Here is a 25,010-nt window from a genome sequence, read left to right on the forward strand (position 1 = left end):
CGCGCCTTGGGACGGTAGATCGGAGCAACAGCCAAGTCAGCAGGAGCCACTCTGATGTCCAAACTGGTCACGATTTACGGCGGATCGGGATTCGTGGGCCGCTATATCGCGCGGCGCATGGCAAAGGAGGGCTGGCGCGTGCGCGTGGCGGTGCGGCGCCCGAACGAGGCGATGCATGTCAAACCCTATGGCGCAGTGGGCCAGGTGGAACCGGTCTTGTGCAACCTGCGCGACGACAATTCGGTCGCGCAGGCAATGCGCGGCGCCGATGCGGTGGTTAACTGTGTCGGTGTCCTGAACGAGCTTGGCCGCAACAGCTTTGACGCGGTGCAGGCCGAAGGCGCCGAGCGCATCGCGCGGATCGCTGCCGAACAGGGCATCACCCGCATGGTGCATGTTTCGGCCATTGGCGCGGATGCGGACAGCGACAGCGACTATTCCCGTACCAAGGCGCTGGGCGAGACGGGCGTGTTGCGCCATATGCCCGATGCCATGATCCTGCGGCCTTCGGTGATCTTCGGATCCGAAGATCAGTTCTTCAACCGCTTTGCCGGCATGACCCGGTTCGGGCCGTTCCTGCCCGTGGTCGGGGCTGATACCCGGTTCCAGCCGGTCTATGTGGACGATGTGGCACGTGCCGCGGTCAAGGGCGTGCTGGGCCAGGCGCCCGGCGGTGTCTACGAGCTTGGCGGGCCGGATGTCGAAACCTTCCGCGCGTTGATGCAGCGGATGCTGGGTGTCATCCATCGCAAGCGGATCATTCTGGGCCTGCCCTTCTTTGCCGCACGGATCATGGCCGGGATGCTGGATGTGGCCAAGTTCGTCAGCTTCCAGCTGTTCCCGAACGGTATCCTGACCCGCGACCAGCTGAAGAACCTGCGACGCGACAATGTGGTCAGCGCAGATGCCAAAGGCTTTGCCGACCTGGGTATCACGCCCAAGCCGATGGATACGATCCTGCCGACCTATCTGTGGAAATTCCGCCCCAATGGTCAGTATGACGAGATTCAGGCCTCGGCCCGGAACCTGCGTGCCTGATCAGGTATAGGCGATCGCCAGCAACACCAGCCCCAGCGCCACACGGTAGATAACATAGGGTGTAAAGCTGACGGTGCGCAGCAGGCGCATCATCAGGCTGAGCGCCAACAGGGCCGAGACAAACGCGAACACGGCGGCGATGGCGCCGTCGCGCGCCGTCTGGGCATCGGCGGTGACCGCCACTTCGGCCCCCAAGAGCACGCCAGAGGCGATGATCGTCGGGATCGACATCAGCATCGAGATTCGGGCGGCGTCGCCGCGCGCATAGCCCAGTCGCCGGGCGCCGGTGATGGTAATGCCCGAGCGTGAAGTGCCGGGGATCAGCGCCAGAACCTGCCACAGACCCATGACCAGCGCATCGCGGATACCCCAGTCGGCCGTGTGTTTCTGTTGCGGGCCGGTGCGATCCGCCCACCACAGCACGAGCCCGAAGCCCAGCATCGTCCAGCCGATCACGGCGACCGAGCGCAAGGCATCGCTGAGCCCGGTGAAGTGCAGCAGCGCGCCCGCGATCACGGTGGGAATCGTCGCCACGATCAGCCCCATGGCCAGCCGGGCGCCCGGTGTGTCGGTCTTGCCCGTCAGGGCGCGGGGCAGGCCCGAGAGGCCGTCGCGGACATCGGCCCAGAAATAAAGGACCACGGCACAGAGCGTGCCGACGTGAACCGCAACGTCGATGGTCTGTCCCTGGTCCTGCATGCCCGAGAGTTGCGGCAGCAGAATCAGGTGACCTGAGGACGAGACCGGCAGGAACTCGGTTATGCCCTGGATGAGAGCGACCAGAATCAAGTGAAACAGGGACATGGGTGTTCGGTGATTTCCGTGCGATCCGGTTGGCCAGAATGGGTATAACTATGGTCTTGGAAAAGGAAAGTTTCTATTTAGGTCCGGATCGATACCTAAAAATCCTCGTTTCTGACCGCAGCGGCGCTACCGAAAGCAAAAAAAATAAAAATAGGTCAGCAAAAGTGACTTTTATTTCGATCCACGCTAGGATACGAAAACGCCGAATAGCGAAAACGTGGAGTCCGACCCGTGGCCAAGCAACCGATGCTCAAATTTGTGCAGATCGAACGTGACATGCCGGAAAAGCGTGCAGCCACTGTACGCAAGGAGGATTTTCACGAGATCTATGCCGAGTATGCCGCCGCCAAGGCCGCCGAACAGGCCAGCCGGTGCAGCCAGTGCGGCGTGCCCTATTGCCAATCGCATTGCCCGTTGCACAACAACATCCCCGACTGGTTGCGTCTGACGGCGATGGGGCGTCTGGAAGAGGCGTACCAGACCAGCCAGGCCACCAATACCTTTCCCGAGATCTGTGGCCGCATCTGCCCACAAGACCGCCTGTGCGAAGGCAATTGCGTGATCGAGCAGTCGGGCCACGGCACCGTGACCATCGGCGCGGTCGAGAAATACATCACCGACACCGCCTGGGACATGGGCTGGGTCAAGCCCGCCTCGCCGGTGGCCGAGCGCAGCGAAAGCGTGGGCATCATCGGGGCGGGCCCCGGTGGGCTGGCCGCCGCTGACATGCTGCGTCAGGCCGGTGTGCAGGTGACGGTTTATGACCGGTACGACCGGGCCGGGGGCCTGCTGATGTACGGCATCCCGGGCTTCAAACTGGAAAAGGACATCGTCGAGCGCCGCAACCGGTTGCTGGCCGATGGCGGGGTTCGGTTCGAACTGAACTGCGATGTGGACGCCGCCAAGTTCGCCGAGATCCGCGCCGCCCATGATGCGGTGATCATCGCAACCGGCGTCTACAAGTCGCGTGACCTGTCGCTGCCGGGCAGCGGTCTGGGCGGCATCGAAAAGGCGATCGACTATCTGGCGGCCTCGAACCGCAAGAGCTTTGGCGATGCTGTAGCCGATTTCGACAATGGCCGGTTGAATGCCGATGGCAAGCGCGTGGTGGTGATCGGCGGTGGCGATACCGCGATGGACTGTGTCCGCACCGCGATCCGTCAGGGTGCTGTCAGCGTCAAATGCCTCTATCGCCGGGACCGGGCCAACATGCCGGGCAGCCAGAGAGAGACCCAGAACGCCGAAGAGGAAGGCGTGGTCTTTGAATGGCTGTCGGCGCCCAAGGGGTTCACGGGTGATGACAAGGTCACCGGTGTCATGGTGCAGAAGATGCGCCTGGGCCAGCCCGACGCCAGTGGCCGCCAATCGCCCGAGGTGATCGAGGGTGCCGATTTCGTCGAAGAGGCCGATCTGGTGATCAAGGCGCTGGGATTCGAGCCCGAGGACCTGCCCACCCTGTTCGGTCAGCCCGACCTGCCGGTCACCCGTTGGGGCACGGTCAAGGCCGCGTTCCGCACCGGTGCGACCGAAATGGAGGGCGTCTATGCGGTGGGCGACATCGTGCGCGGTGCCAGCCTTGTGGTCTGGGCGATCCGCGACGGGCGCGACTGTGCCGCGGCGATCCTGGAGGGCTTTGGCGCCAAGACCGCCATGGCGGCTGAGTAAGCCGCCGCGGCAGCAAACGAAGCGACCCATTCACGACACCTGGCGAGGCCCGCGATGACGGAACTTCACGGAGAATGCATGTGCGGCGCGGTGACCATCACCGCCACTCCCGCGCGCGACGCGCTGGGCGCCTGTCACTGTGACATGTGCCGCCGTTGGACCAGCAGCGCCTTTGTCAGCTTTCCGGTCGAACCGGGTTATGCGGCGCTGGGTCCGGTCAAGGTCTACGGCTCGTCCGACTGGGCCGAGCGCGCGTTCTGCGGGAGATGCGGATCGGCGCTGTGGTACCGGATCACGCTGGCCGGAGAGATGCACGGTCAGACGCAGATGGCGGCCGGCCTGTTCGACAATGCGGGCGGCAACGCCCTGAAACTGGAACTTTATATCGACAAGAAGCCCGAGGGCTATGCGTTCGCGGGCGAGCGCCGGCAGATGACCCAAGCCGAGGTCGAAGCCATGTATGCCCTTCCTGATCAAGGAGACAGCCAATGACCAAATATGACGCAGATTGGGTGCGGGCCGAAGAAGCCAAGCGCAAGTGGATGGCCGAAAACGGTCTCTATTCTGAAGAAGAGGAGCATTCCTCCTGCGGGGTGGGTCTGGTCGTTTCGGTGAACGGCAAGCGCAGCCGCAAGGTGGTCGAGGCCGGGATCGACGCGCTCAAGGCGGTCTGGCACCGTGGCGCGGTTGACGCCGATGGCAAGACCGGCGACGGCGCCGGCATTCATGTGCAGATCCCGGTTCCGTTCTTTTACGACCAGATCCGGCGCACTGGCCACGAGCCGCGCATGAACGAGCTGGTGGCCGTGGGCCAGGTTTTTCTGCCGCGTACCGATTTCGGCGCGCAGGAACGCTGCCGGACCATCGTCGAGACCGAGATCCTGCGGATGGGCTATTTCATCTATGGCTGGCGCCATGTGCCCGTCGATGTAACCTGCCTGGGCGAAAAGGCCAACGCAACCCGGCCCGAGATCGAGCAGATCCTGATCTCGAACTCCAAGTGCGTGGACGAGGAGACCTTTGAGCGCGAGCTTTACGTCATCCGCCGCCGCATCGAGAAGGCGGCGCAGGCTGCGGGTATTGCCGGGCTCTATCTGGCGTCGCTCAGCTGCCGGTCGATCATCTACAAGGGCATGATGCTGGCCGAGCAGGTGGCGGTGTTCTATCCCGACCTGATGGACGAGCGGTTCGAATCCGCCTTTGCCATCTATCACCAGCGCTACTCCACCAACACCTTCCCGCAGTGGTGGCTGGCTCAGCCGTTCCGCATGCTGGCCCATAACGGCGAGATCAACACGCTCAAGGGCAACCTGAACTGGATGAAGAGCCACGAAATCCGCATGGCCTCGTCCTATTTCGGGGAAAAGGCCGAGGATATCAAACCCATCGTTCCGGGTGGGTCGTCGGATTCGGCGGCGCTGGACGCGGTGTTCGAGGTGCTGGTGCGCGCCGGGCGCAACGCGCCCATGGCCAAGACCATGCTGGTGCCCGAGAGTTGGTCCAAGCAGGCGGTCGAACTGCCGCAGGCCTGGGTCGACATGTATTCCTATTGCAACTCGGTGATCGAACCCTGGGACGGCCCTGCCGCGCTGGCGATGACCGATGGCCGCTGGGTCTGTGGTGGTCTCGACCGCAACGGGCTGCGCCCGATGCGCTATGTTGTGACCGGTGATGGCCTGCTGATCGCAGGGTCCGAGGCGGGCATGGTGCCCACCGACGAGGCAACCGTGGTCGAAAAGGGCGCGCTGGGTCCGGGCCAGATGATCGCCGTCGACATGGCCAAGGGCAAGCTCTACCACGACCGCGAACTCAAGGACAAACTGGCGGGCTCGCGCCCGTTTGGTGATTGGGTCGGCAAGATCAACAATCTCGAAGACCAGCTTGGCGATGTCGAGGAGAAGCCGCTGTTCAGCGGTGAGGAGCTGCGCAAGCGGCAGATCGCGGCCGGTTACACCATCGAGGAACTGGAGCAGATCCTTGCGCCCATGGCCGAGGATGGCAAGGAGGCGCTCGCCTCGATGGGCGATGACACGCCCGCCGCGGTGCTGTCGAAACAGTATCGTCCGCTCAGCCATTTCTTCCGGCAGAACTTCAGCCAGGTGACCAACCCGCCCATCGACAGCCTGCGCGAATACCGGGTGATGAGCCTGAAGACGCGGTTCGGCAACCTCAAGAACGTGCTGGACGAGGATAGCAGCCAGACCGAGATCATCGTGGCCGAGAGCCCCTTTGTCGGCAACGCCCAGTGGGAGACGCTGAAAAAGAACTTCAATGCGCCGCTGGTCGAGATCGACTGTAGCTTTGCCCAAGGCTCGGGCGGGCTGGGCGATGCGCTGGCGCGCATCCGCTCCGAGGCCGAAGAGGCCGTCAGTTCCGGCGCCGGGCACCTGTTGCTGACCGACCAGTATTCCGGACCGGGCAAGGTGGCGATGCCGATGATCCTGGCCACCAGCGCGGTGCACAGCCACCTGACGCGCAAGGGTCTCAGGACCTTCTGCTCGCTCAACGTGCGTTCGGCGGAATGTATCGACCCGCATTATTTCGCGGTGCTGATCGGTTGCGGTGCGACCGTGGTCAACGCCTATCTGGCCGAGGATTCGATTGCCGACCGCATCAATCGCGGTTTGCTGGATGGCAGTTTGACCGAAAACATGGCGCGCTATCGCGAGGCGATTGACCAGGGTCTGCTCAAGATCATGGCCAAGATGGGGATCTCGGTCGTGTCGTCCTATCGCGGTGGTCTGAACTTCGAGGCCGTGGGCCTAAGCCGTGCCATGGTGGCCGAGTATTTCCCCGGCATGACCAGTCGTATTTCGGGCATCGGCATCAAGGGCATCCAGACCAAGGCCGAAGAGATCCATGCCAAGGGTTGGGACAGCGGTCTGGACGTGCTGCCCATCGGCGGGTTCTACAAGGCGCGCAAGTCGGGCGAGACCCATGCTTGGGAAGCGACCTCGATGCACATGATGCAGATGGCCTGCAACCGCGCCTCTTACGAGCTGTGGAAGCAGTATTCGGCCAAGATGCAGAGCAATCCGCCGATCCACCTGCGCGACCTGCTGGACATCAAGCCGCTGGGCAAGCCGGTGCCGATCGAAGAGGTCGAAAGCATCACCTCGATCCGCAAGCGGTTCGTGACGCCGGGCATGTCGCTGGGCGCGCTCAGCCCCGAGGCGCACAAGACGCTGAACGTGGCGATGAACCGGATCGGTGCCAAATCGGACAGCGGCGAGGGTGGCGAGGATCCGGCGCATTTCGTGCCCGAGTCCAACGGTGACAATCCGTCCGCCAAGATCAAGCAGGTGGCATCGGGCCGCTTTGGCGTGACCGCCGAATACCTCAACCATTGCGAAGAGCTGGAGATCAAGGTCGCGCAGGGGGCCAAGCCCGGCGAGGGTGGTCAGTTGCCCGGCATGAAGGTCACTGACCTGATCGCGCGGCTGCGCCATTCGACCAAGGGCGTGACGCTGATTTCGCCGCCACCGCACCACGATATCTATTCCATCGAGGATCTGGCGCAACTGATCTATGACCTGAAACAGATCAACCCGCGCGCCAAGGTGACGGTCAAGCTGGTGGCCTCGTCCGGGGTCGGCACCATCGCCGCCGGCGTGGCCAAGGCCAAGGCCGACATCATCCTGATCTCGGGCGGCAATGGCGGCACCGGTGCATCACCGGCCACCTCGATCAAGTTCGCGGGCCTGCCATGGGAGATGGGCCTGACCGAGGCGCATCAGGTCCTGTCGATGAACAATCTGCGCGACCGGATCACGTTGCGTACCGATGGCGGTCTGCGCACCGGGCGCGACATTGTCATGGCCGCGATGATGGGGGCCGAGGAATACGGTATCGGCACCGCTGCGCTGATCGCGATGGGCTGTATCATGGTGCGTCAGTGCCAGTCGAACACCTGTCCGGTGGGCGTCTGCACCCAGGACGAATCCCTGCGCGCCAAGTTCACCGGCAATGCCGACAAGGTGGTGAACCTGATCACCTTCTATGCCCAGGAAGTGCGCGAAATCCTCGCCTCGATCGGGGCGCGGAGCCTTGACGAGGTGATCGGGCGTGCCGACCTGCTGGCGCAGGTCTCGCGTGGTTCGGCACATCTGGACGATCTGGACCTGAACCCGCTGTTGATCACCGTCGATGGCGCGTCCGAGATCGTCTATGACCGCAGCAAACCGCGCAATGCGGTGCCCGACACGCTTGATGCCGAGATCGTGCGCGATGCCGCGCGCTTCCTGGAGGATGGCGAGAAGATGCAGCTGAGCTATTCGGTGCAGAACACGCACCGGACAGTCGGCACCCGCGTGTCGAGCCATATCGTCAAGCGGTTCGGCATGCGCAACGATCTGCAACCCGACCACCTGCATGTCAAACTGCGCGGCTCGGCGGGCCAGTCGCTGGGTGCCTTCGCGGCGCCGGGCCTCAAGATCGAGGTCTCGGGCGATGCAAACGACTATGTCGGCAAGGGTCTGTCGGGCGGCACTATCGTGGTGCGCCAGCCGCAGATCAGCCCGCTCAAGGCAGACGAGAACACGATCATCGGCAACACCGTGCTGTACGGCGCGACCGATGGGTATCTCTTTGCGGCGGGTCGTGCGGGCGAGCGGTTTGCCGTGCGCAACTCGGGCGCCAAGGTGGTGATCGAGGGATGTGGCACCAATGGCTGTGAATACATGACCGGCGGTGTCGCGGTGATCCTGGGCGGCATCGGTGCCAACTTTGGCGCCGGGATGACCGGGGGCATGGCCTATCTCTATGACCCCGACAGCAAGGCCCAGCTGCTGATGAACATGGAAACGCTGGTGACATGCCCGGTGACAGTGACCCACTGGGAGGCGCAACTGAAAGCGCTGATCGAGCGTCACGCAGAAGAAACCCGCAGCGCGAAGGCGGCTCATATTCTGCAACATTGGGATAGCGAGAAGGGCAATTTCCTTCAGGTTTGCCCCAAGGAGATGCTGAACAAGCTGCCTCATCCGCTCAGCCACGAGTCATTGGCAATGCCGGCCGAATAAACAGCATGGCACGGGCGTCCGACGGACGGCCTGCTGCACCAAAGACCTTCGACCGGGCTGTGGGCGCAGCCCGGTCGTTTTCGTCGGCGCCGGATGCCGGCGTTAACACTTTGGGCGCCAGGACACATTTCCGCCTTATTTTCACCTTATTCTGATTTGCGAGGCAGACCCGCGCTTTGGCGTGTGGTGAACAGACCCGGAAAACGGGCAGGGTGAAAATGGCGAATATCACGTTGATCGCGCAGAACGTGAACGGTGATCCGTTCATTGACGACGGTACAATCAACATCGTGAACAACTCGACAAGCGTTTTGACTTTTGTCGACGTCGACACGCAGTTGAATGATCCGCTATCGGGGGAATACGTGTCTTTCGACGGCGGAACGACACTTTTGACCTATCAATATCTTGGGGTCGGAGACGTTCGCGGCGATCCCGGTCAGCGGGCCTCGTTCATCCGGATCGATCTGGGCGACGGCAATTTCATGACCGTGGCCATGGACATGAATGCCGATTTCGATGATCTGCCGGATCTTCAGAACGGCAATACGCAACTGACCATCGGCACGCTGGATACAACCTCGCCCAACTGGTTTCCTGGGTTTGCGTGTTTTGCGGCCGGGACGCTGATCGAGATCGAAAGTGGCCCGATTCCGGTTGAGACCCTGCGCCCCGGCGATCTGGTGAGAACGGTGGACAGCGGCTTTCAGCCGCTGCTGCAATTGGCAAAGGCAACCGTTCGCGGTGACGGGGCCCTGGCACCTGTTCTGTTCAAGGCCGGTGTGCTGGGCAATTACCGTGATCTCTATGTCAGTCAGCAACACAGGATGCTGATCACCGGCTGGCGGGCAGAACTGGCCTGCGGCGACAGCGAGGTGTTCGTCCCGGCGCGTCTGCTGGTCAATGACAGCACGATTCGCATCGTCCCACGCCACAAGGTCACATATTATCACCTGCTGCTGGCCCGCCATGAAATCGTGTTCTCCGAGGGCACACCGACAGAGAGCTATTTCCCGGGTGCTTTCGAAGACTTGATGGGCTCAGCCGATGAAACCGCCGAAGCGTCCCTGTTCCCTGATCTTTCGGTCCCCGAAGGGCATGGGTGGCAGACCGCCAGACGGGTGGCCAAGTCCTCGGAGGCACATTTCTTGTCGGCGGCATGAGCATGATGGCTTTGTGCGTTCAGATCGACACGGAACTGCGCTAAAAGGCGTTCATGGCCAAGCGGACTGCGAATTCCAGAAACAAAAAGGCCCGTAAGGCCAAGAGCGAGAGAAAGCCCATGAAATGGGCGCTGCGCTGGGTTGGCCGCGTGTTTCTGGCCGGGTTTGCGCTGCTGATGGCGTTGGTGCTGCTCTTTTCGGTGATCAATCCGCCGATCACCCACACGATCTGGTCCGAGTATCGCCGCCTGGGCAAGGTGGAGCGCGACTGGGTGCCGCTGGAGCAGATTGCGCCGGTGATGGCGCGGTCGGTTGTGGCGGCAGAGGACGCCAACTTTTGTCTGCATTGGGGGTTCGACGTCAATGCGATCCGTGCGGCGATTGGCGAAGGGTCGGGTCGTGGCGCTTCGACCCTGTCGCAACAGGTGGTGAAGAACGTGTTTCTGTGGCAGGGTCGCAGCTGGATCCGCAAGGCGCTGGAAACCGCGATCACGCCGCTGGTGGAATTGACCTGGTCCAAGCGCCGCATCGTCGAGGTTTATCTGAACGTGGCCGAGATGGACGAGGGCGTGTTCGGCGTGGCGGCGGCGGCCGAGGGCTATTTCGGCGTAACTCCTGACAAACTGTCGGCGCAGCAGGCGGCGCGGATTGCCGCCGTTCTGCCCAACCCGCGCGAGCGTTCCGCGTCAGATCCATCACCCAGGCTGCGCAAGCGCGCGGCGGCGATCATGGATGGCGCGGCAACCATCGCGGCCGACGGACGAGCGGACTGTTTCGAATAGGGCGCGTTTGCGTCACGCGGTGTCGAGGCGGAATTTCAGAAACCGGTGCCCGGCATGATCGACTTCACCCATCGGGCGCGCACCGAGGCGACGCAGTGCGCCCAGATGGCGGCGCGAGGGCGGTAGCAGAAAGGTAACGAAGGGAATACGCGGATCGGTATGGGCAAAATCCAGTGCCTTGCGTGCAATGGGCAGGCCCAGCCCGAAATGCTCGGGACAGAGGACCAGGCCGAAATCCCATTCCCCTCCTTCGCGCTGAAAGCCGCCCCAGCCCACATATCGGCCCTGATGCAAAAACGCCCAATGGCCCAGTCCGTCCCGGTCCCAACAGGCCTCCTTTGCCTGGATGAACCCGGCGGTCTGCGCATCGCTCCAGCTGGCAGGCATCAGCGGCATGTGAACAGCCAGACGCGGATCGCGCATATGGGCGGTGATCAGATCGGGGTCGACCTGTGACAGCCGTGAAAAGGTGAATGTCTCAGGGATCGTTGCGGTCATCGGTCGGGCTCGTTCAGCGGTTCGGTATCTGCCCCCGCGTAGTGGTCGGCGTCAATCCGCGCAGCGTCACGATTGCGTGTCGCCCTGCCGCTCTTCAGGGCCTGTTTCGTCCGGGGGAACTTGCACTTGCACCGCTGCCGGGGCTATTGCTGACGGGCAAGACCTCATTTGATCCGGATCCCCATGGCGCGCCTGTTTCACGTCCCCCTGTCCCCGTTCTGCCGCAAGGTCCGTCTGTTGCTGGCCGAAAAGAAGATCGAGGTTGAACTGGTCGAGGAACGCTATTGGGAAGGCGACCCGGATTTTCTGCGCCGCAACCCGGCAGGCAAGGTGCCGGTGATCAAGCTCGACGGCAAGATGTTGGCGGAAAGCGGGGCCATTTGCGAGTATATCGAAGAAACCCGCCCCGAACCGCCGCTGATGCCCAAGGATGTTGACGGACGGTACGAGGTGCGCCGCTTGGTCAGCTGGTTCGACGACAAGTTTCATAACGAGGTGACCGCGAACCTGCTCTATGAAAGGGTCAACAAGAAGGTGACCGGGCAGGGCTATCCAGACAGCCGCAATGTCAAGGCCGGGGCCAAGGCGATCAAGTATCATCTCGACTACATGGGCTGGCTGCTGGATCATCGCCGCTGGCTGGCAGGTGATCAGATGACGCTGGCCGATTTTGCCGCCGCCGCGCATCTGTCCTCGCTCGATTACATCTCGGATGTGGACTGGAACCGCAGCCAGGTGGTCAAGGACTGGTACGCCAAGATAAAATCGCGGCCCTCGTTCCGGTCGATCCTGGCGGACCAGATCCCCGGTTTCCGTCCACCGCCGCATTATGCGGATCTCGATTTCTGACCCGGTTTGGGGGCGCTGCCCCCGTCGCGCCAAGGCGCGCCTCCCCCGGAGTATTTTGGACCAGAAAGAAGCATGAGCGGGGAGTTGAAAGACAGATTGGTCGCGCGCGCCCTGGAAGAAGGGTTCGTGGCCTGCCGCATCTGCCGCCCCTGGGATGTGCCGGAGGTGCCCGAGCGGCTGGCCGCTTTTGTCGGGGCGGGGTACCACGGGCAGATGGGCTGGATGGCCGAGCGGATGGAATGGCGCGGCGATCCGGCGGCACTCTGGCCCGAGGCGCGTTCGGTCATCATGCTCGCCGAAAGCTATACCCCTGAAACTGATCCGATGGAGGTGATAGGCCAGCCTGACCGTGCCGCGATCTCGGTCTATGCGCGGGGCAAGGACTACCATGATCTGGTCAAGAAGCGGTTGAAGCGGCTCGCACGCTGGCTGATCGAGGCGGGCGGCGGCGAGGTCAAGGTGTTCGTCGACACCGCTCCGGTGCCGGAAAAGGCGCTGGGGCAGGCGGCGGGGCTGGGCTGGCAGGGCAAGCATACCAACCTGGTCAGTCGGGACTGGGGCAATTGGGCCTTTTTAGGCTCTGTTTTCAGCACGCTTGATCTGCCGGTGGATGAGGCCGGGCGCGACAATTGCGGCTCTTGCACCGCTTGCCTGACAGCTTGCCCCACCGATGCGTTTCCGGCGCCCTACCGGCTTGATGCACGGCGCTGCATTTCCTATCTGACCATCGAGCACAAGGGACCGGTGGACGAGGAGTTGCGCAGCAAGTTGGGCAATCGCATCTATGGCTGTGACGACTGTCTGGCGGCCTGCCCATGGAACAAGTTCGCCGTGGCCGCGAGCGACCTGCGCTATGCCGGGCGCCCCGAACTGGAGGCGCCCGCCCTGGCCGATCTGGCGCGGCTGGACGATACCGGGTTCCGGGCGATGTTCTCGGGATCGCCCATCAAGCGGATCGGACGCGACCGGTTCGTGCGCAACGTGCTCTATGCCATCGGCAATTCCGGTCTGCCGGCTTTGCGCCCGGTTGCGCAGCGTTTGACCAGTGATCCCGACCCGGCGGTGGCGGACGCGGCGCGCTGGGCGGCGGCGCGGCTGGCCTGAGCGCCGCAAACAGGCGGGACATGTCGCTGCAAAGCGGTATTGAGGCACAAGCGAACAGGATGGAGGGGACCCGATGACGCTGTCCTTGGGTGTGGATACGGGCGGAACCTATACCGACGCGGCGCTGATCCGCGACGAACGCGACGTGATCGCGACCGCCAAGGCGCTGACCACGCGGTCGGACCTGGCGATCGGGGTCGGCAACGCCATTCGCGCGGTGCTGGATCAGGCGGGCGTGGCGCCCGGCGATATCGGGCTTGCCTCGCTGTCGACGACACTGGCCACCAACGCGCTGGTAGAGGGGCAGGGCGGGCGCGTGGCGCTGGTCTATGTCGGGTTCGGCGAGAGTGATCTGGACAAGCACGGGCTGCGGGAGGCGCTCAAGGGTGACCCGGCGCTGGTGATCGCGGGCGGACACAGTCATACCGGTTCCGAGGCGGCGCCGCTCGATCTGGGCGCATTGCAGTCGTTTCTTGTCTCTAACAAGGGGATTTCGGGTTTTGCGGTGGCGGGCCTTTTTGCCACTCGCAACCCCGAACACGAACTGACGGTTGCCCGCGCGATCACCGAGGCGACCGGGGCGCCGGTGACCTGTTCGCACCAGCTGTCGGCCAAGCTGAACGGGCCGAAACGGGCGGTCACGGCGGTGCTCAACGCCCGCCTGATCGGCATGATCGACCGTCTGATCGGCCGGGCGCAGGATACGCTGGTCGAGATCGGCATCGACGCGCCGATGATGGTGGTGCGCGGCGATGGCGCGCTGATGAGCGCCGAGCAGGCGCGCGAGCGGCCGATCGAGACCATCCTCAGCGGTCCGGCGGCCTCGATCGTGGGCGCGCGCTGGCTGACCGGGGTTGAGAATGCGCTGGTCTCGGACATTGGCGGCACCACTACCGATGTGGCCTTGATCCGCGGTGGAAGGCCCAAGATCGACCCGGCTGGTGCCCAGGTCGGCGGGTTCCGCACCATGGTCGAGGCGGTGGCGATGCGGACCTATGGGCTGGGTGGGGACAGCCAGGTGCATGTGATCACCGAGGGTTTGCAAGGCGGTGTCCATCTTGGTCCGCGCCGGGTCCTGCCCTTGTCGCTGATCGCGGCAGAGGCGGGCGAGGTTGTGCATGCGGCGCTGGACGCGCAGCTGCGCTCGGCCAGTACCGGGGAATATGACGCCCGGTTTGTTCGGCGGGTTCTGGGGGTGCCGGCAGAGGGCATCGGCCCGCGCGAGACGGTGCTGCTCGACCGGCTGGGCACTCGGGTTTTGCCCCTGTCCGATCTGCTCAGGACGCGGATGGAGCAGGGCGCGCTGACCCGGCTGGTGGACCGGGGCATCGTGCAGGTCTCTGGCCTGACCCCGTCGGATGCCAGCCATGTGTTGGGGCGTCTTCACGCGTGGGATGCGGAAGCGGCCCAAAAGGGGATGGAGCTTTTTGCGCGTAAGCGAACCGGCAATGGCGAGCGTCTGGCAAAGGATGCCGAAACACTGGCAACGATGATCATCGACCAGTTGACGGAGCAGACCGCACAGACCTTGTTAGAGACTGCATTTGCCGAAGAGGACGCTGATTTCGGCCTGCCGCCAGAGCAGCTTGCCCGCCATGTTCTGACCCGCCGGGGGCTGTCGGGGCATCGCGGCCTCTTGGCGCTGGATGTGGCGCTGAACCTGCCTGTTGTGGGGCTGGGGGCGTCGGCGGCCAGCTACTATCCGGCGGTGGGCGCGCGGCTGCGCTGCGACACGATCCTGCCTGAACATGGCGGCGTGGCTAATGCCATCGGGGCGGTGGTGGGCCGGGTGACCCTGCGCCGGGCGGGCAGCGTGACAGCCCCCGCCGAGGGGCGTTACCGCGTGCATCTGGTCGACGGGCCGCAGGATTTCGGCGATCCCGAGCAGGCCATGACCTTGTTAGAGACTGTTTTGCGGGGAGAAGCAGAGCAGGCCGCGCGTGCGGCGGGGGCCGAGGATATCCGTATTCTGGTGAACCGCGACATCCGCCAGGTACCGGTCGAAGGGCGCGAGGTGTTTATCGAGGCCGAGGTGACTGTCGAGGCCAGCGGCCGCCCCCGTATCGCGGCAGAGTGAACCGGGCGCGCAACAGGCGCGCCCGGACAAAATCAGGCTCTATTCCGCGGCATCCGCGCGTTTCGGCAACACCCAGTCGGCGCGGGGGAAGTGGCAGGTATAGCCGTTGGGATGCTTTTCCAGATAGTCCTGGTGGTTCTCTTCGGCCACCCAGAAGTCACCCACCGGCTCGACCTCGGTCACCACCTTGCCGGGCCACAGGCCCGAGGCATCGACATCGGCGATGGTGTCGAGTGCGACCGCCTTTTGCGCCTCGTTCACGTAATAGATGGCCGAGCGATAGCTGGTGCCCAGATCGTTGCCTTGCCGGTTCACCGTGGTCGGGTCATGGATCTGGAAAAAGAATTCCAGCAATTGTCGGTACGAGATGCGCGCCGGATCGAACCAGATCTCGATTCCCTCGGCGTGGGTGCCGTGATTGCGATAGGTGGCGTTGGGCACGTCACCGCCGGTATAGCCGACGCGGGTGCGGTCCACCCCGGGCATCTTGCGGATCAGATCCTGCATGCCCCAGAAACATCCTCCTGCCAGAACGGCGCGTTCAAGGCTCATGCGATATCCTCCACCTGATCGAGATAGTCAGCGTACCCCTCTGCCGCCATGTCATCACGATGGACAAAACGGAGCGAGGCCGAGTTGATGCAATAGCGCAGTCCGCCGCGATCGCGCGGACCGTCGGGAAAGACATGGCCCAGATGGCTGTCCCCATGTTTCGAGCGGACCTCGGTGCGGATCATGCCATGGGTGCGATCCTCGAATTCCAGCACATGGGCGGTTTCGATCGGCTTGGTGAAGCTGGGCCAGCCGCAGCCCGATTCGTATTTGTCCGACGACGCAAAAAGCGGTTCGCCCGATACGATGTCGACATAGATGCCCGGTTCCTTGTTGTGCAGCAGCTTGCCAGTACCGGGACGTTCCGTGCCGCTTTGCTGGGTGACATGGTATTCTTCGGGGCTTAGCGCGGCGATGGCCTCGGGAGATTTCGTGTAACGGGTCATGGAGCCTCCGTTCAGGGGTATTCATGCGCAGTATTTGAGATCGGATTGCCGAAAGCAAAGGGTTGTTTCGCAGCCCTCGCGAAGACGTGCATTGATCCGTATCACCTTGCCGTACGTAACCTGAGGGAAAGGAGAGCCAAGATGTACCGCATCGTTTTTCTGATCTTTCTACTGCTTGTCGGCCGCTCGGTGCAGGCAGGACCTGTATCCGGCGTGTTCCCTTCGATCGACGGCGGTTCGTTGTCGATGGAGGATTGGCGCGGACGACCGGTGCTGGTCGTCAACACCGCATCGCAATGCGGGTTCACTGGCCAATATGCCGGTTTGCAGAAGCTTTGGGAAACCTATCAGGACGCCGGGTTGGTTGTTCTCGCCATCCCGTCGGATGACTTTAATCAGGAATTGACAACCGCGGCCGAGGTCAAGGAGTTCTGCGCTCTAAACTATGATCTGACGCTGCCGATGACCGATATCCTGCATGTGAAGGGGACACAGGCGCATCCGTTCTACAAAGCGGTCAAGGCCGAAACCGGGTTCGAACCGGCCTGGAACTTCAACAAGGTGCTGGTGGCGCCGGACGGATCTGTTGCGGCGACCTTCGGGTCGGCTGTCAAACCGCACTCCGCGCGGATGCAGCGCGAGATCGAGGCATTGCTGAACTAGGGTTTGCGCGCGCTTGCCTGACGCGACAGCTGGACTGCAAGGATACCAGCGGTAGTGATCGCCACGCCGATGGCGTCGAGCGCACCCAGTCGCTCGCCCAATAGGGCGGCGGCGATGGCCACACCAAAGACCGGGTTGAGAAAGTGGAAGGTGGCCGCCCGGATCGCACCGATCCGGTTGAGCAGCAAGACCCAGACAAAGGTGGCGGTAAGGCCGGGCACCAGCGTGGTATAGGCAAAGGCCAGGGCCAGCGGCAGCGTCGGCGTGACATGCACGGTCTCAAAGACCGGGGTGGCGAGAAACAGGACAGCGGAGCCAACCAGCATCTGCAAGCCCACCACCATCATGAAATTCCCGCCCGAGGTCGCCCCGCGCAGGGCGAGCGTGGCGGTGGCCAGCGCCAGCGCGCCCAGACCGCAGAGCAGCACCCCGAACAGATCGACACCCGCGCCGATGCGCGCGCCCATGATCAAAGCCACACCGAGAAAACCAGCCATCAGTCCGACAATCCCCAGCGCCGGAAGCCGCTCGCCGAACAGCAGCCAGCTGGCCAGCGCCACGAGGAGAGGCATGGTCGAAGCGATGATCGCGGCGACCGAGGCCTCGACCGTCTGCATCGCATAGAAGTTGAGGCCTAGGTAGAGCGCGTTCTGGCAGATGCCAAAGACGATGGTCGCCTTCCATTGGTTGCGGGTCAGGTTCCAGCTTTGCCCCATGGCGCGAGCGATGATGACGCCGAGAAGGCCCGAGATCAGGAAGCGGCAGGCGAGAGAGAATAGCGGCGAGGCATCCGCCACGATGATCCGGGCCGAGGTGAAGGCCGAGGACCACATGAAGGCAAAGGCCAGCCCCATGACGATGGCGCGGATATCCACGGTGTGTTCTCTCCCGTCGGTCAACGCGGCGACAGTTTCGGAAATCGCGGGCCGGTGCAAGGGGGCTCTGCCCCGTCGCCGCAGGCGGCGACTCCCCCGGGATATTTCCGGCAAAAGGAAAGAGGGTTGTGAGGTCAGTTGCAAGCAAGGGACAAAAATGCAAGGGCCGCCCTGAAAGGCGGCCCAGGAAAAACGCTATCCCGTTGGGATCAGCCGTTCACGCTGTCTTTCAGTGCCTTGGCGATGGTCATCTTGACCACCTTGTCGGCTGCCTTGGTGAAGGTCTCGCCGGTGGCGGGGTTGCGCACCTGGCGCTCGGGACGCTCGCGGCAGTAGATCTTACCGACACCCGGCAGGGTCACGGCACCACCGCCCGACACTTCGCGGGTAATCAGCGCGCAGACCGCATCCAAAGCGGCACTGGCAGTTTTCTTGTCACTGCCCATATCCTCGGCCAGTGCGGCAACGAGCTGAGTTTTGGTCATAGGCTTTGCCATTTCTTGGTCTCCTTTTTCGTGCCCGATCCATAGGGCCTCATTGCGGCAATCTAACTTTATCTTGTGAATGAACACAACGAATAGTAGCGCAAAAAAACCCAGAAATAGGGGTTTTTCGGCGTTTTTTCGCAGTCAGAGGAAGGCTGTTTCGTCAAATGACCGCAATTTGCGGCTGTGCAGCCGTTCCAGAGGCATGCCGCGCAAGGTTTCCATGGCTCGGATTCCGATGCGTAGATGACGGCTGACCTGGGTTGTATAGAAGGATGACGCCATGCCGGGAAGCTTCAATTCGCCATGCAAGGGTTTGTCGCTGACACAAAGAAGCGTGCCATAGGGCACCCGGAACCGATAGCCATTGGCAGCGATGGTGGCGCTTTCCATATCGAGCGCGACCGCGCGCGACTGGCTGAGGCGTTGTACCGGGCCGGATTGGTCGCGCAGTTCCCAGTTGCGGTTGTCGATGGTGGCGACGGTGCCGGTGCGCATGATCCTTTTCAGGTCATAACCGCTGAGTTCGGTCACTTCGGCCACGGCCTGTTCCAGCGCGATCTGGATCTCGGCCAGCGCCGGGATCGGAACCCAGACCGGCAGATCGTCATCCAGCACGTGATCCTCGCGCAGATAGGCATGGGCCAGCACGAAATCACCAAGCGCCTGGGTGTTCCTGAGGCCGGCGCAATGGCCCACCATCAGCCAGGCATGCGGACGCAGAACCGCGATATGGTCGGTCGCGGTCTTGGCGTTTGAAGGGCCCACGCCGATATTGACCAGGGTGATGCCCGAGCCGTCGGCGCGTTTCAGGTGATACGACGGCATCTGCGGCAGCTTGGCGGGCGTATCCAGCGTGGCGTCGGCCGTGGTGATCGCGACATTGCCGGTGCTGACAAAGCTGGTGTAGCCGCTGTCGGGATCGGCCAGCTGGGCGCGGGCATAGGCCTCGAACTCGGAGACATAGAACTGGTAGTTGGTGAACAGGACGTGGTTCTGGAAATGCGCCGGGTCGGTGGCGGTGTAATGCGCCAGCCGGGCCAGCGAGTAATCCACCCGCTGCGCGGTGAACAGAGACAGCGGGCCCGAGCCGTCCTCGGACACATGGGTGCCATTGACGATATCGTCATTTGTGGTGGCCAGATCCGGCACGTCGAACACGTCGCGCAGGGTAAATCCGGCGGCGCCTTCGTGTGGGACAACCAGATCGGGGGCATTTGCCACCGCGAAATGCAGCGGGATCGGCGTGGTCGACGCGCCGATCTGCACCGGTTGGCCATGGTTGCGGATCAACAGGCCGATCTGCTGGGTCAGGTAGGACCGGAACAGGTCTGGTCGGGTGATGGTGGTCGCATGGGTGCCGGGATGCGAAACATGGCCAAAGCTGAGCCGGCTGTCCACCTGCGCATAAGACGAGGTTGAAAAGCGGATCTCGGGGTAATAGGCGCGAAATCGGGTGCCCGGGTCCAAACCCTGCATTGCGCCGGTGAACCTGTCACAGAGGAAACCGGTCGACTGGCTGTAGAGCGCTTCGAGCCGCGCGACAGCCTGGGCCGCGTCGGTGAAAAAGGCTGGTTCGGGGGTTTCGGGGGTGATCAGCTGCGTCATGCAAGCGGCTCCAGAAGGTCGATCCGCTGAAAGCTGCGCACATCGATAAGGCCAAGATCGGAAATACGCAGTTCGGGGATCACCACCAGCGCCAGCAGCGAATGCTGCATATAGGCGTTGTTGAGAGTGCAGCCGCAGGCGGCCATCGTCTCGACCATCTTCTGCGCCTTGGCGGCGACCTCGGCGGCGGGGCTGTCGGACATCAGGCCCGCGATGGGCAGTTCCACCAGCGCCAGTTCCTGGCCCTCGCGCCAGATGGTGATGCCGCCGCCGACCTCGGCCAGCCGGTTCGCGGCCAGCGCCATCTGCTCGCGATCGGTGCCGACCACTATCATGTGGTGGCTGTCATGCGCCACGGTCGAGGCCATGGCCATGCGGCCCTGATAGCCAAAGCCCGAGACAAAGGCATTGGTGACACCGCCGGTGGCGCGGTGGCGTTCGACCAGCGCGATCTGGCAGACATCGCCCTCGCCTTCGACCAGCCCGCCGATGATCGGCAGTTCCGCTTTCAGCGCCTTGGTGGGCGCCTGGTTTTCCACCACGCCGATCACATTGGCGCGGACCCGGTTGGCGCCGGTGGGGGCCTTGATCTCGAAATCCGTCGCGCTGAGCGCATGGCCCAGGTGCACGGTGTTGCGGGCGGTGTCGGGCCAGTTGTAATGTGGGCAATCGACGGTGATCTTGCCGTTTTCGGCCACCACCTGCCCGCGCGCGATCACCATCTCGATGGGCAGCGTGCGCAGGTCCGAGGTCAGGATCACGTCGGCCCGGCGACCGGGTGCGGTCGAGCCCAGCTCGCGCTCCAGCCCGAAATGGGTGGCGGTGTTGATCGTCGCCATTTGCAGCGCGATCAGCGGGTCGCAGCCACAGGCGATGGCATGACGCACGACCCGGTTCATATGCCCCTCGTGCACCAGCGTGCCCGAGTGGCAATCGTCGGTACACAGGATGAAGTTGCGCGGATCGAGCCCCTTTTCGGTCACCGCGGTGATCTGGGATTCGACGTCATACCAGGCGCTGCCCAGCCGCATCATGCTGCGCATGCCCTGCCGGACGCGCGCGATGGCATCGGCCTCGCAGGTGCCCTCGTGATCGTCGGCCGGGCCACCCGCCACATAGGCGGCAAAGGCGGGACCCAGATCGGGCGAGGCATAGTGCCCGCCCACCGTCTTGCCCGCGCGCTGGGTGGCGGCGATCTCGGCCAGCATCTTGGGGTCGGCATTGGTGACACCGGGAAAGTTCATCATCTCGCCCAGACCAATGATGCCGGGCCATGTCATCGCCTCGGCCACATCCTCGGGCGCGATCTCATACCCGGTGGTTTCCAGCCCCGGTGCCGAGGGCGCGCAGGAGGGCATCTGGGTATAGATGTTGACGGGCTGCATCAGCGCCTCGTCATGCATCATCCGCACACCTGCGAGGCCAAGGACATTGGCGATCTCGTGCGGGTCGGTGAACATGGTGGTGGTGCCATGCGGGATGACGGCGGCGGCAAATTCCGCCGGGGTCAGCATGCCGCTTTCGATATGCATATGCCCGTCACAAAGACCGGGGATCATGTAGCGGCCATTCGCCTCGATGATCCGGGTGTCGGGTCCGGTGCAATGGCTGGCATCGGGGCCGACAAAGGCGATGCGCCCTTCGGCAATGGCGATGGAGTGGCCGGGCAGTGCCTCGCGCGTGTGCACGTTGATCCAGATACCATCTCGGATGATCATGTCTGCCGGTTCGCGGCCTGCGGCGACGGCGACCAGACGGGGGGCCACATCGGCCCAATCGGGGAAAGTCTTGTGTTCCATGGCGCAGCTTTTCCGAAACCGCGACCGGGTGCAAGCCCCGCCGAAAGGGTTTCATCAAAGCTTCGTCATTGCCCGCTTGACAGCGGCAGGCGGTCGGCGTGACCCTGCCGGAATGGATTATGATACGATAGATGCAGATGGGTTCGGGCGGTCGCTCAGGGGGATCGGGCTGAACCTGTTGGTGCGGGATGTTCCGGCGGAATGTGCTTTTCTAGAGGCTGTTTTCGCGATGAGGTCGCATCAGGTGACAGCGGATTTCGCCATTGTCACCTATGGTGCGCAGGTGTTCCAGCTGCACAGCGACGGCACCTATCATGCGAACCCGCTCTTGGGGCTTTTGCCAGAGAACCCGCCGCGCGGCGGGGGCCTCGAAATCAGGCTCTATGACAGCGATCCCGATAGGGCGGTGGCGCGGGCAGCGGATTTTGGCGCGACGGTCTTGCAGGCCCCGACCGACAAGCCGCATGGCCTGCGCGAGGCCTATATCCTGTGCGACAATGGCTATGCATGGGTGCCGAGCCGGCCCAAGGACAGCGCGTGACCGCAGCGCGCCAAGGGCGCGCTGCCCGGCCCAACGGGAGGAGGGGCCGCGCCAGCGGCATCGACGACGGGCGGGAGCGCCCCTTTCCCGGATCACCCAGCCTCGCGGGCGATTTCGGCGCGGATCCAGTTGGCAAAGGCCACCGCACCGGGGGTCTCCTCGGCCTGTGGTGACAAAAGCAGGTAATAGGCCTCGGGCATCAGCACGCTGTGGTCGAAAGGGGCGATCAGGCGGCCTTCGGCCATCAGGCGCGATACGATCACCTTGTGCCCCATACACAACCCGCCCCCGGCCATGGCCACGGAAAGCCCGACCATATAGGTGGTAGCATAGGTGATCGGCGGGTTGGGCCAGGGCAGGCCCACGTCCTCGGCCCAGCTCGCCCAGTTCGACAGCAGGTTCGAACAGTCGTAGAGCGGCTGTTCATGCAGGTTGTCAAGCGTGACCGGATAGCCCGGAGCACAGACCGGGAAATAGCGATCCGTTGTCAGCAGCTCGGTCCGCACCGTATCCGCCGGTCGCAAGGAATAGCGGATCTCGACCGCCGCGCCCTCGGCCATCTCGCGCGGCTCCCAAAGCTCGGTGAAGATGTTCAGATGCACATCCGGGTGCAGCGCGCCGAACCGGGGCAGGCGCGGGCCCAGCCAGTTGACCGCGAAGGTGATGTTGCATTGCACCTGCACCGTGTTCTGGTGATCGCCGGTCACCGCGCGCGTGCCCCGGATCAGGGTGCGGAACGCCTCGCGCACCACCGGCAGATAGGTGATCCCGGCCTCGGTCAGTTCCAGCGCCCGGGGCCGCCGGTGAAACAGCGGCTGCCCAAGGTGCGATTCCAGCGCCTTGATCTGCTGGCTGACCGCGCTTTGCGTCATGTTCAGATCACGCGCGGCGCCGGTAAAGGACAGGTGGCGGGCGGCGGCCTCGAAGGTACGCAACCAGCCCAGCGGGGGGAGGGGGTTCTGCATCCCATAACCTTGCCATAAGTGATCCTAATGCGAAACGGGGGAATTTTTCGTTGGTCAAACCTGATGTCAAAAGGCAGGTTTTGGACAGTCACACCGCCAGCCCGAGATCAGGAGCAAACCCATGTCCGTCACCAGCCTGCGCCCCAATATCGACCACTGGCAGGAGCGTGTCGATCTGGCCGCATCCTTTCGCTGGATCGAGCGGCTGAACATGCATGAAGGGGTTGCCAATCATTTCAGCCTGGCGGTGAACCCCGAGGGGACGCAGTTCCTGATGAACCCCAACCAGATGCATTTCGCGCGTATCCGCGCCTCGGACCTACTGCTGCTGGACGCCAACGACCCCAAGACGATGGAGATGCCCGGCGCCCCTGATCCCACCGCCTGGGGCCTGCATGGTTCGATCCATCGCCGCTGTCCGCATGCGCGTTGCGTGATGCATGTGCATTCGATCTTTGCCACCGTTTTGGCCAGCCTTGCCGACAGTAGCCTGCCGCCGATCGACCAGAACACCGCGACCTTTTACAACCGCTATGTCATCGACGATGAATTCGGCGGGCTGGCGTTCGAAAGCGAGGGCGAGCGCTGTGCCTCGATGCTGAGCGACCCGAAGAAGCGGGTGATGATCATGGGCAACCATGGCGTGCTGGTGATCGGCAGCGACGTGGGCGATACGCTGAACCGCCTCTATTACTTCGAGCGCGCCGCCGAGACCTATATCCGCGCCTTGCAGACGGGCCGCCCGCTCAGGGTGCTGAGCGACGAGATTGCCGAGAAGACGGCGCGGGAGCTTGACGACTATCCGGGCCAGGCCGAGGCGCATCTGCGCGAGGTCAAGGCGGTGCTGGATGCCGAAGGGTCGACCTACGCCAGCTGACACTTTGAAAACCGCAACCTGCCTGCACCGGCCCGTGGGCGCCGGAGGATGGCGCTTGCCCAGAGACGAGGAAAGACGATGACCGATTTCAGTCAGGATGCCGAAGCGGCACGCTGGAATTATCGCCCCGAAAATCCCGTGGGGCTGAATCCGCTGTTTAGCTGGCCGCCACGTCCGGCGGCGGTGCTGCGCTGGTATCGCGGGGCATGGCTGCAACTGACCTCGCTGACACTCTGTTTGGCGCTGGCCGTCGCCGCCTATGCCTGGTTCCTGCCGCCGCTTGAGGCGATGCAGAGCTTTGCGCCCGGCTGGATGTTCCGGGTGTGGCTCTTGAACATGGTGCCGCAGATCCTGGTCGCGAGCGGTCTGCACTGGTGGCTATACATGCGCAAGGGCCAGGGCATGTACAAGAAGTTCGACCGCCGCGACCTGACCCGCGATAACGGTACCTTTACCTTTCGCAACCAGGTCTGGGACAATATCTGGTGGACGCTGGGCAGCGCGATGACCGTCTGCACGGTCTATCAGTGGCTGATCTACTGGGTCATGGCCAATAGCTGGGTTCCCACCGTCACCTGGGCACAGGCGCCGGTCTGGTTCGTGGCCTGGATGTTTTTCATCCCGATGTGGTCGGGGCTGCATTTCTATTGGGTGCACCGGCTGGAGCATCACCCGAAGCTCTACAAGCATGTACACGCCGTGCATCACCGCAACGTCAATATCGGCCCGTGGTCGGGCATTTCGAACCACTGGTACGAGAACATCCTCTACTTCACGACCTATTTCATTCACCTCGTGGTGCCCTCGCACCCGCTGCACCTGCTGTTTCATATCTATTTCCAGCAGGTCAGCCCGATCCTGTCGCATTCGGGGTTCGAGAAGATCAAGGCGGGCGAGACCGAGGCCGCCAAGACCGGGGATTTCTTTCACCAGCTGCACCACCGGTATTTCGAGTGCAATTACGGCACCTCCGAGATCCCGTTCGACAAGTGGTTCGGCACCTTTCATGACGGCAGCGCCGAGGCCACCACACGCACCCGCGCCTATAAGAAGCAGATGTATACCTGAACCGGTCGACAGGCTTCACAAGGGCCGCCCGCTTGGGCGGCCTTTCACGTTTTTGCCGATGGGTGCGCCGGGTCTTTACCTTTGCCCCGCGCCTCTGTTACAGGCGCCCGGTCCGGATCATCCGGGCGCC

22 protein-coding genes are annotated in these 25,010 nt (G+C 63.3%); 13 read left to right on the plus strand and 9 right to left on the minus strand.

The genetic code is table 11. The annotated features are described in order from the left end of the window. The first annotated feature begins 54 nt into the window (after positions 1-54). Entirely contained in the window at positions 55-1,038 is a 984-nt protein-coding gene (locus tag MB818_RS14395; protein WP_234217093.1) for a complex I NDUFA9 subunit family protein, read from the plus strand. Here the strand turns inward: MB818_RS14395 and MB818_RS14400 are convergent, their stop codons facing one another. Further along, on the minus strand, positions 1,039-1,842 hold the full coding sequence (locus MB818_RS14400; RefSeq protein ID WP_238905529.1) for an undecaprenyl-diphosphate phosphatase: 804 nt from the start codon (positions 1,840-1,842) through the stop codon (positions 1,039-1,041). It lies immediately after the preceding gene. Between the two features lie 231 nt (positions 1,843-2,073). On the opposite strand from MB818_RS14400, the gene MB818_RS14405 reads away from it, so the two are divergent. The 5 genes from MB818_RS14405 to mtgA all read left to right on the plus strand — a co-directional run bounded on the left by MB818_RS14405 (position 2,074) and on the right by mtgA (position 10,473). After that, positions 2,074-3,507, plus strand: coding sequence for an NAD(P)-dependent oxidoreductase (locus MB818_RS14405; RefSeq protein ID WP_238905531.1), 1,434 nt, complete (start codon positions 2,074-2,076; stop codon positions 3,505-3,507). 54 nt (positions 3,508-3,561) lie between these two features. Next, positions 3,562-3,999, plus strand: a complete 438-nt coding sequence (locus MB818_RS14410; RefSeq protein WP_234237693.1) for a GFA family protein — start codon at positions 3,562-3,564, stop codon at positions 3,997-3,999. Beyond that, positions 3,996-8,528 carry a glutamate synthase large subunit gene (gltB, locus tag MB818_RS14415; RefSeq protein ID WP_238905533.1) on the plus strand — a complete coding sequence of 1,511 codons (4,533 nt, stop codon included), beginning with the start codon at positions 3,996-3,998 and terminating at the stop codon, positions 8,526-8,528. The genes MB818_RS14410 and gltB overlap by 4 nt, the downstream gene beginning before the upstream one ends. Positions 8,529-8,746: 218 nt before the next feature. Then, entirely contained in the window at positions 8,747-9,691 is a 945-nt protein-coding gene (locus tag MB818_RS14420; RefSeq protein ID WP_238905535.1) for a Hint domain-containing protein, read from the plus strand. Positions 9,692-9,810: 119 nt separating this feature from the next. Then, complete coding sequence (mtgA, locus tag MB818_RS14425) at positions 9,811-10,473, plus strand: monofunctional biosynthetic peptidoglycan transglycosylase (RefSeq protein ID WP_439653291.1); 663 nt, start codon at positions 9,811-9,813, stop codon at positions 10,471-10,473. A gap of 12 nt (positions 10,474-10,485) precedes the next feature. Here the strand turns inward: mtgA and MB818_RS14430 are convergent, their stop codons facing one another. Beyond that, positions 10,486-10,971, minus strand: coding sequence for a GNAT family N-acetyltransferase (locus MB818_RS14430; protein WP_238905536.1), 486 nt, complete (start codon positions 10,969-10,971; stop codon positions 10,486-10,488). 183 nt (positions 10,972-11,154) lie between these two features. Between MB818_RS14430 and fzlA the strand changes: the two genes are divergently transcribed. The 3 genes from fzlA (at position 11,155) to MB818_RS14445 (ending at position 15,001) form a co-directional block, all read left to right on the plus strand. Then, the gene (gene fzlA / locus MB818_RS14435) at positions 11,155-11,820 is read left to right on the plus strand and encodes an FtsZ-binding protein FzlA (RefSeq protein ID WP_234139952.1); all 666 of its coding nucleotides are present in this window, start codon (positions 11,155-11,157) and stop codon (positions 11,818-11,820) included. 72 nt (positions 11,821-11,892) lie between these two features. After that, positions 11,893-12,924 (plus strand): tRNA epoxyqueuosine(34) reductase QueG, encoded by a 1,032-nt coding sequence (queG, locus tag MB818_RS14440; RefSeq protein ID WP_238905537.1) that lies wholly within the window; start codon positions 11,893-11,895, stop codon positions 12,922-12,924. 73 nt (positions 12,925-12,997) lie between these two features. Further along, on the plus strand, positions 12,998-15,001 hold the full coding sequence (locus MB818_RS14445; RefSeq protein WP_234139950.1) for a hydantoinase/oxoprolinase N-terminal domain-containing protein: 2,004 nt from the start codon (positions 12,998-13,000) through the stop codon (positions 14,999-15,001). Positions 15,002-15,040: 39 nt separating this feature from the next. Here the strand turns inward: MB818_RS14445 and msrA are convergent, their stop codons facing one another. Together msrA and msrB are read right to left on the minus strand one after the other, a co-directional pair. Continuing rightward, positions 15,041-15,553: a peptide-methionine (S)-S-oxide reductase MsrA gene (gene msrA / locus MB818_RS14450; RefSeq protein WP_234163566.1), complete on the minus strand. Its 513-nt coding sequence runs from the start codon at positions 15,551-15,553 to the stop codon at positions 15,041-15,043. Further along, a complete protein-coding gene (msrB, locus tag MB818_RS14455) occupies positions 15,550-15,999 on the minus strand; it encodes a peptide-methionine (R)-S-oxide reductase MsrB (protein ID WP_234139948.1) in 450 nt (149 codons plus the stop codon). Before msrB ends, msrA begins: the two co-directional genes overlap by 4 nt. Before the next feature lie 141 nt (positions 16,000-16,140). Between msrB and MB818_RS14460 the strand changes: the two genes are divergently transcribed. Then, positions 16,141-16,662, plus strand: coding sequence for a glutathione peroxidase (locus tag MB818_RS14460; protein WP_234165366.1), 522 nt, complete (start codon positions 16,141-16,143; stop codon positions 16,660-16,662). On the opposite strand, the gene MB818_RS14465 is transcribed toward MB818_RS14460, so the two are convergent. From MB818_RS14465 to ade, 4 genes are all read right to left on the minus strand, one after another. Continuing rightward, entirely contained in the window at positions 16,659-17,537 is an 879-nt protein-coding gene (locus MB818_RS14465) for a DMT family transporter (protein WP_238905567.1), read from the minus strand. The two genes, MB818_RS14460 and MB818_RS14465, sit on opposite strands and share 4 nt — an antisense overlap. Positions 17,538-17,746: 209 nt before the next feature. Beyond that, the gene (locus MB818_RS14470) at positions 17,747-18,034 is read right to left on the minus strand and encodes an HU family DNA-binding protein (RefSeq protein WP_044028844.1); all 288 of its coding nucleotides are present in this window, start codon (positions 18,032-18,034) and stop codon (positions 17,747-17,749) included. A gap of 132 nt (positions 18,035-18,166) precedes the next feature. Beyond that, positions 18,167-19,630, minus strand: coding sequence for an AMP nucleosidase (locus tag MB818_RS14475; RefSeq protein WP_238905539.1), 1,464 nt, complete (start codon positions 19,628-19,630; stop codon positions 18,167-18,169). After that, complete coding sequence (gene ade, locus MB818_RS14480; protein ID WP_238905542.1) at positions 19,627-21,429, minus strand: adenine deaminase; 1,803 nt, start codon at positions 21,427-21,429, stop codon at positions 19,627-19,629. Before ade ends, MB818_RS14475 begins: the two co-directional genes overlap by 4 nt. A 112-nt stretch (positions 21,430-21,541) precedes the next feature. Between ade and MB818_RS14485 the strand changes: the two genes are divergently transcribed. Further along, positions 21,542-21,970, plus strand: coding sequence for a VOC family protein (locus MB818_RS14485; protein ID WP_234163562.1), 429 nt, complete (start codon positions 21,542-21,544; stop codon positions 21,968-21,970). Positions 21,971-22,062: 92 nt separating this feature from the next. Here MB818_RS14485 and MB818_RS14490 read toward each other — a convergent pair whose 3' ends face one another. Beyond that, the gene (locus MB818_RS14490) at positions 22,063-22,935 is read right to left on the minus strand and encodes a LysR family transcriptional regulator (protein ID WP_238905544.1); all 873 of its coding nucleotides are present in this window, start codon (positions 22,933-22,935) and stop codon (positions 22,063-22,065) included. A gap of 121 nt (positions 22,936-23,056) precedes the next feature. Here MB818_RS14490 and MB818_RS14495 point away from each other — a divergent pair, with 121 nt between their 5' ends. Both MB818_RS14495 and MB818_RS14500 read left to right on the plus strand, forming a co-directional pair. Beyond that, positions 23,057-23,812 carry a class II aldolase and adducin N-terminal domain-containing protein gene (locus tag MB818_RS14495; protein ID WP_234139941.1) on the plus strand — a complete coding sequence of 252 codons (756 nt, stop codon included), beginning with the start codon at positions 23,057-23,059 and terminating at the stop codon, positions 23,810-23,812. A 78-nt stretch (positions 23,813-23,890) separates the two neighbouring features. Further along, positions 23,891-24,880 carry a sterol desaturase family protein gene (locus MB818_RS14500; protein ID WP_238905545.1) on the plus strand — a complete coding sequence of 330 codons (990 nt, stop codon included), beginning with the start codon at positions 23,891-23,893 and terminating at the stop codon, positions 24,878-24,880. The last annotated feature ends 130 nt before the right edge of the window (positions 24,881-25,010 follow it).

It is taken from the genome of Ruegeria alba (assembly GCF_022321465.1).
In the GTDB taxonomy this organism is placed as follows: domain Bacteria; phylum Pseudomonadota; class Alphaproteobacteria; order Rhodobacterales; family Rhodobacteraceae; genus Ruegeria_B; species Ruegeria_B alba.

Coding starts and splice junctions, on each gene's coding strand:
- MB818_RS14410 (WP_234237693.1), top strand. CDS start 3,562: ATGACGGAACTTCACGGAGAATGCATGTGCGGCGCGGTGACCATCACC.
- MB818_RS14470 (WP_044028844.1), bottom strand. CDS start 18,034: ATGGCAAAGCCTATGACCAAAACTCAGCTCGTTGCCGCACTGGCCGAG.
- MB818_RS14445 (WP_234139950.1), top strand. CDS start 12,998: ATGACGCTGTCCTTGGGTGTGGATACGGGCGGAACCTATACCGACGCG.
- mtgA (WP_439653291.1), top strand. CDS start 9,811: ATGAAATGGGCGCTGCGCTGGGTTGGCCGCGTGTTTCTGGCCGGGTTT.
- MB818_RS14495 (WP_234139941.1), top strand. CDS start 23,057: ATGTCCGTCACCAGCCTGCGCCCCAATATCGACCACTGGCAGGAGCGT.
- MB818_RS14400 (WP_238905529.1), bottom strand. CDS start 1,842: ATGTCCCTGTTTCACTTGATTCTGGTCGCTCTCATCCAGGGCATAACC.
- gltB (WP_238905533.1), top strand. CDS start 3,996: ATGACCAAATATGACGCAGATTGGGTGCGGGCCGAAGAAGCCAAGCGC.
- MB818_RS14420 (WP_238905535.1), top strand. CDS start 8,747: ATGGCGAATATCACGTTGATCGCGCAGAACGTGAACGGTGATCCGTTC.
- msrA (WP_234163566.1), bottom strand. CDS start 15,553: ATGAGCCTTGAACGCGCCGTTCTGGCAGGAGGATGTTTCTGGGGCATG.
- MB818_RS14490 (WP_238905544.1), bottom strand. CDS start 22,935: ATGCAGAACCCCCTCCCCCCGCTGGGCTGGTTGCGTACCTTCGAGGCC.
- MB818_RS14430 (WP_238905536.1), bottom strand. CDS start 10,971: ATGACCGCAACGATCCCTGAGACATTCACCTTTTCACGGCTGTCACAG.
- MB818_RS14475 (WP_238905539.1), bottom strand. CDS start 19,630: ATGACGCAGCTGATCACCCCCGAAACCCCCGAACCAGCCTTTTTCACC.
- MB818_RS14460 (WP_234165366.1), top strand. CDS start 16,141: ATGTACCGCATCGTTTTTCTGATCTTTCTACTGCTTGTCGGCCGCTCG.
- queG (WP_238905537.1), top strand. CDS start 11,893: ATGAGCGGGGAGTTGAAAGACAGATTGGTCGCGCGCGCCCTGGAAGAA.
- MB818_RS14485 (WP_234163562.1), top strand. CDS start 21,542: ATGGATTATGATACGATAGATGCAGATGGGTTCGGGCGGTCGCTCAGG.
- fzlA (WP_234139952.1), top strand. CDS start 11,155: ATGGCGCGCCTGTTTCACGTCCCCCTGTCCCCGTTCTGCCGCAAGGTC.
- MB818_RS14500 (WP_238905545.1), top strand. CDS start 23,891: ATGACCGATTTCAGTCAGGATGCCGAAGCGGCACGCTGGAATTATCGC.
- ade (WP_238905542.1), bottom strand. CDS start 21,429: ATGGAACACAAGACTTTCCCCGATTGGGCCGATGTGGCCCCCCGTCTG.
- msrB (WP_234139948.1), bottom strand. CDS start 15,999: ATGACCCGTTACACGAAATCTCCCGAGGCCATCGCCGCGCTAAGCCCC.
- MB818_RS14395 (WP_234217093.1), top strand. CDS start 55: ATGTCCAAACTGGTCACGATTTACGGCGGATCGGGATTCGTGGGCCGC.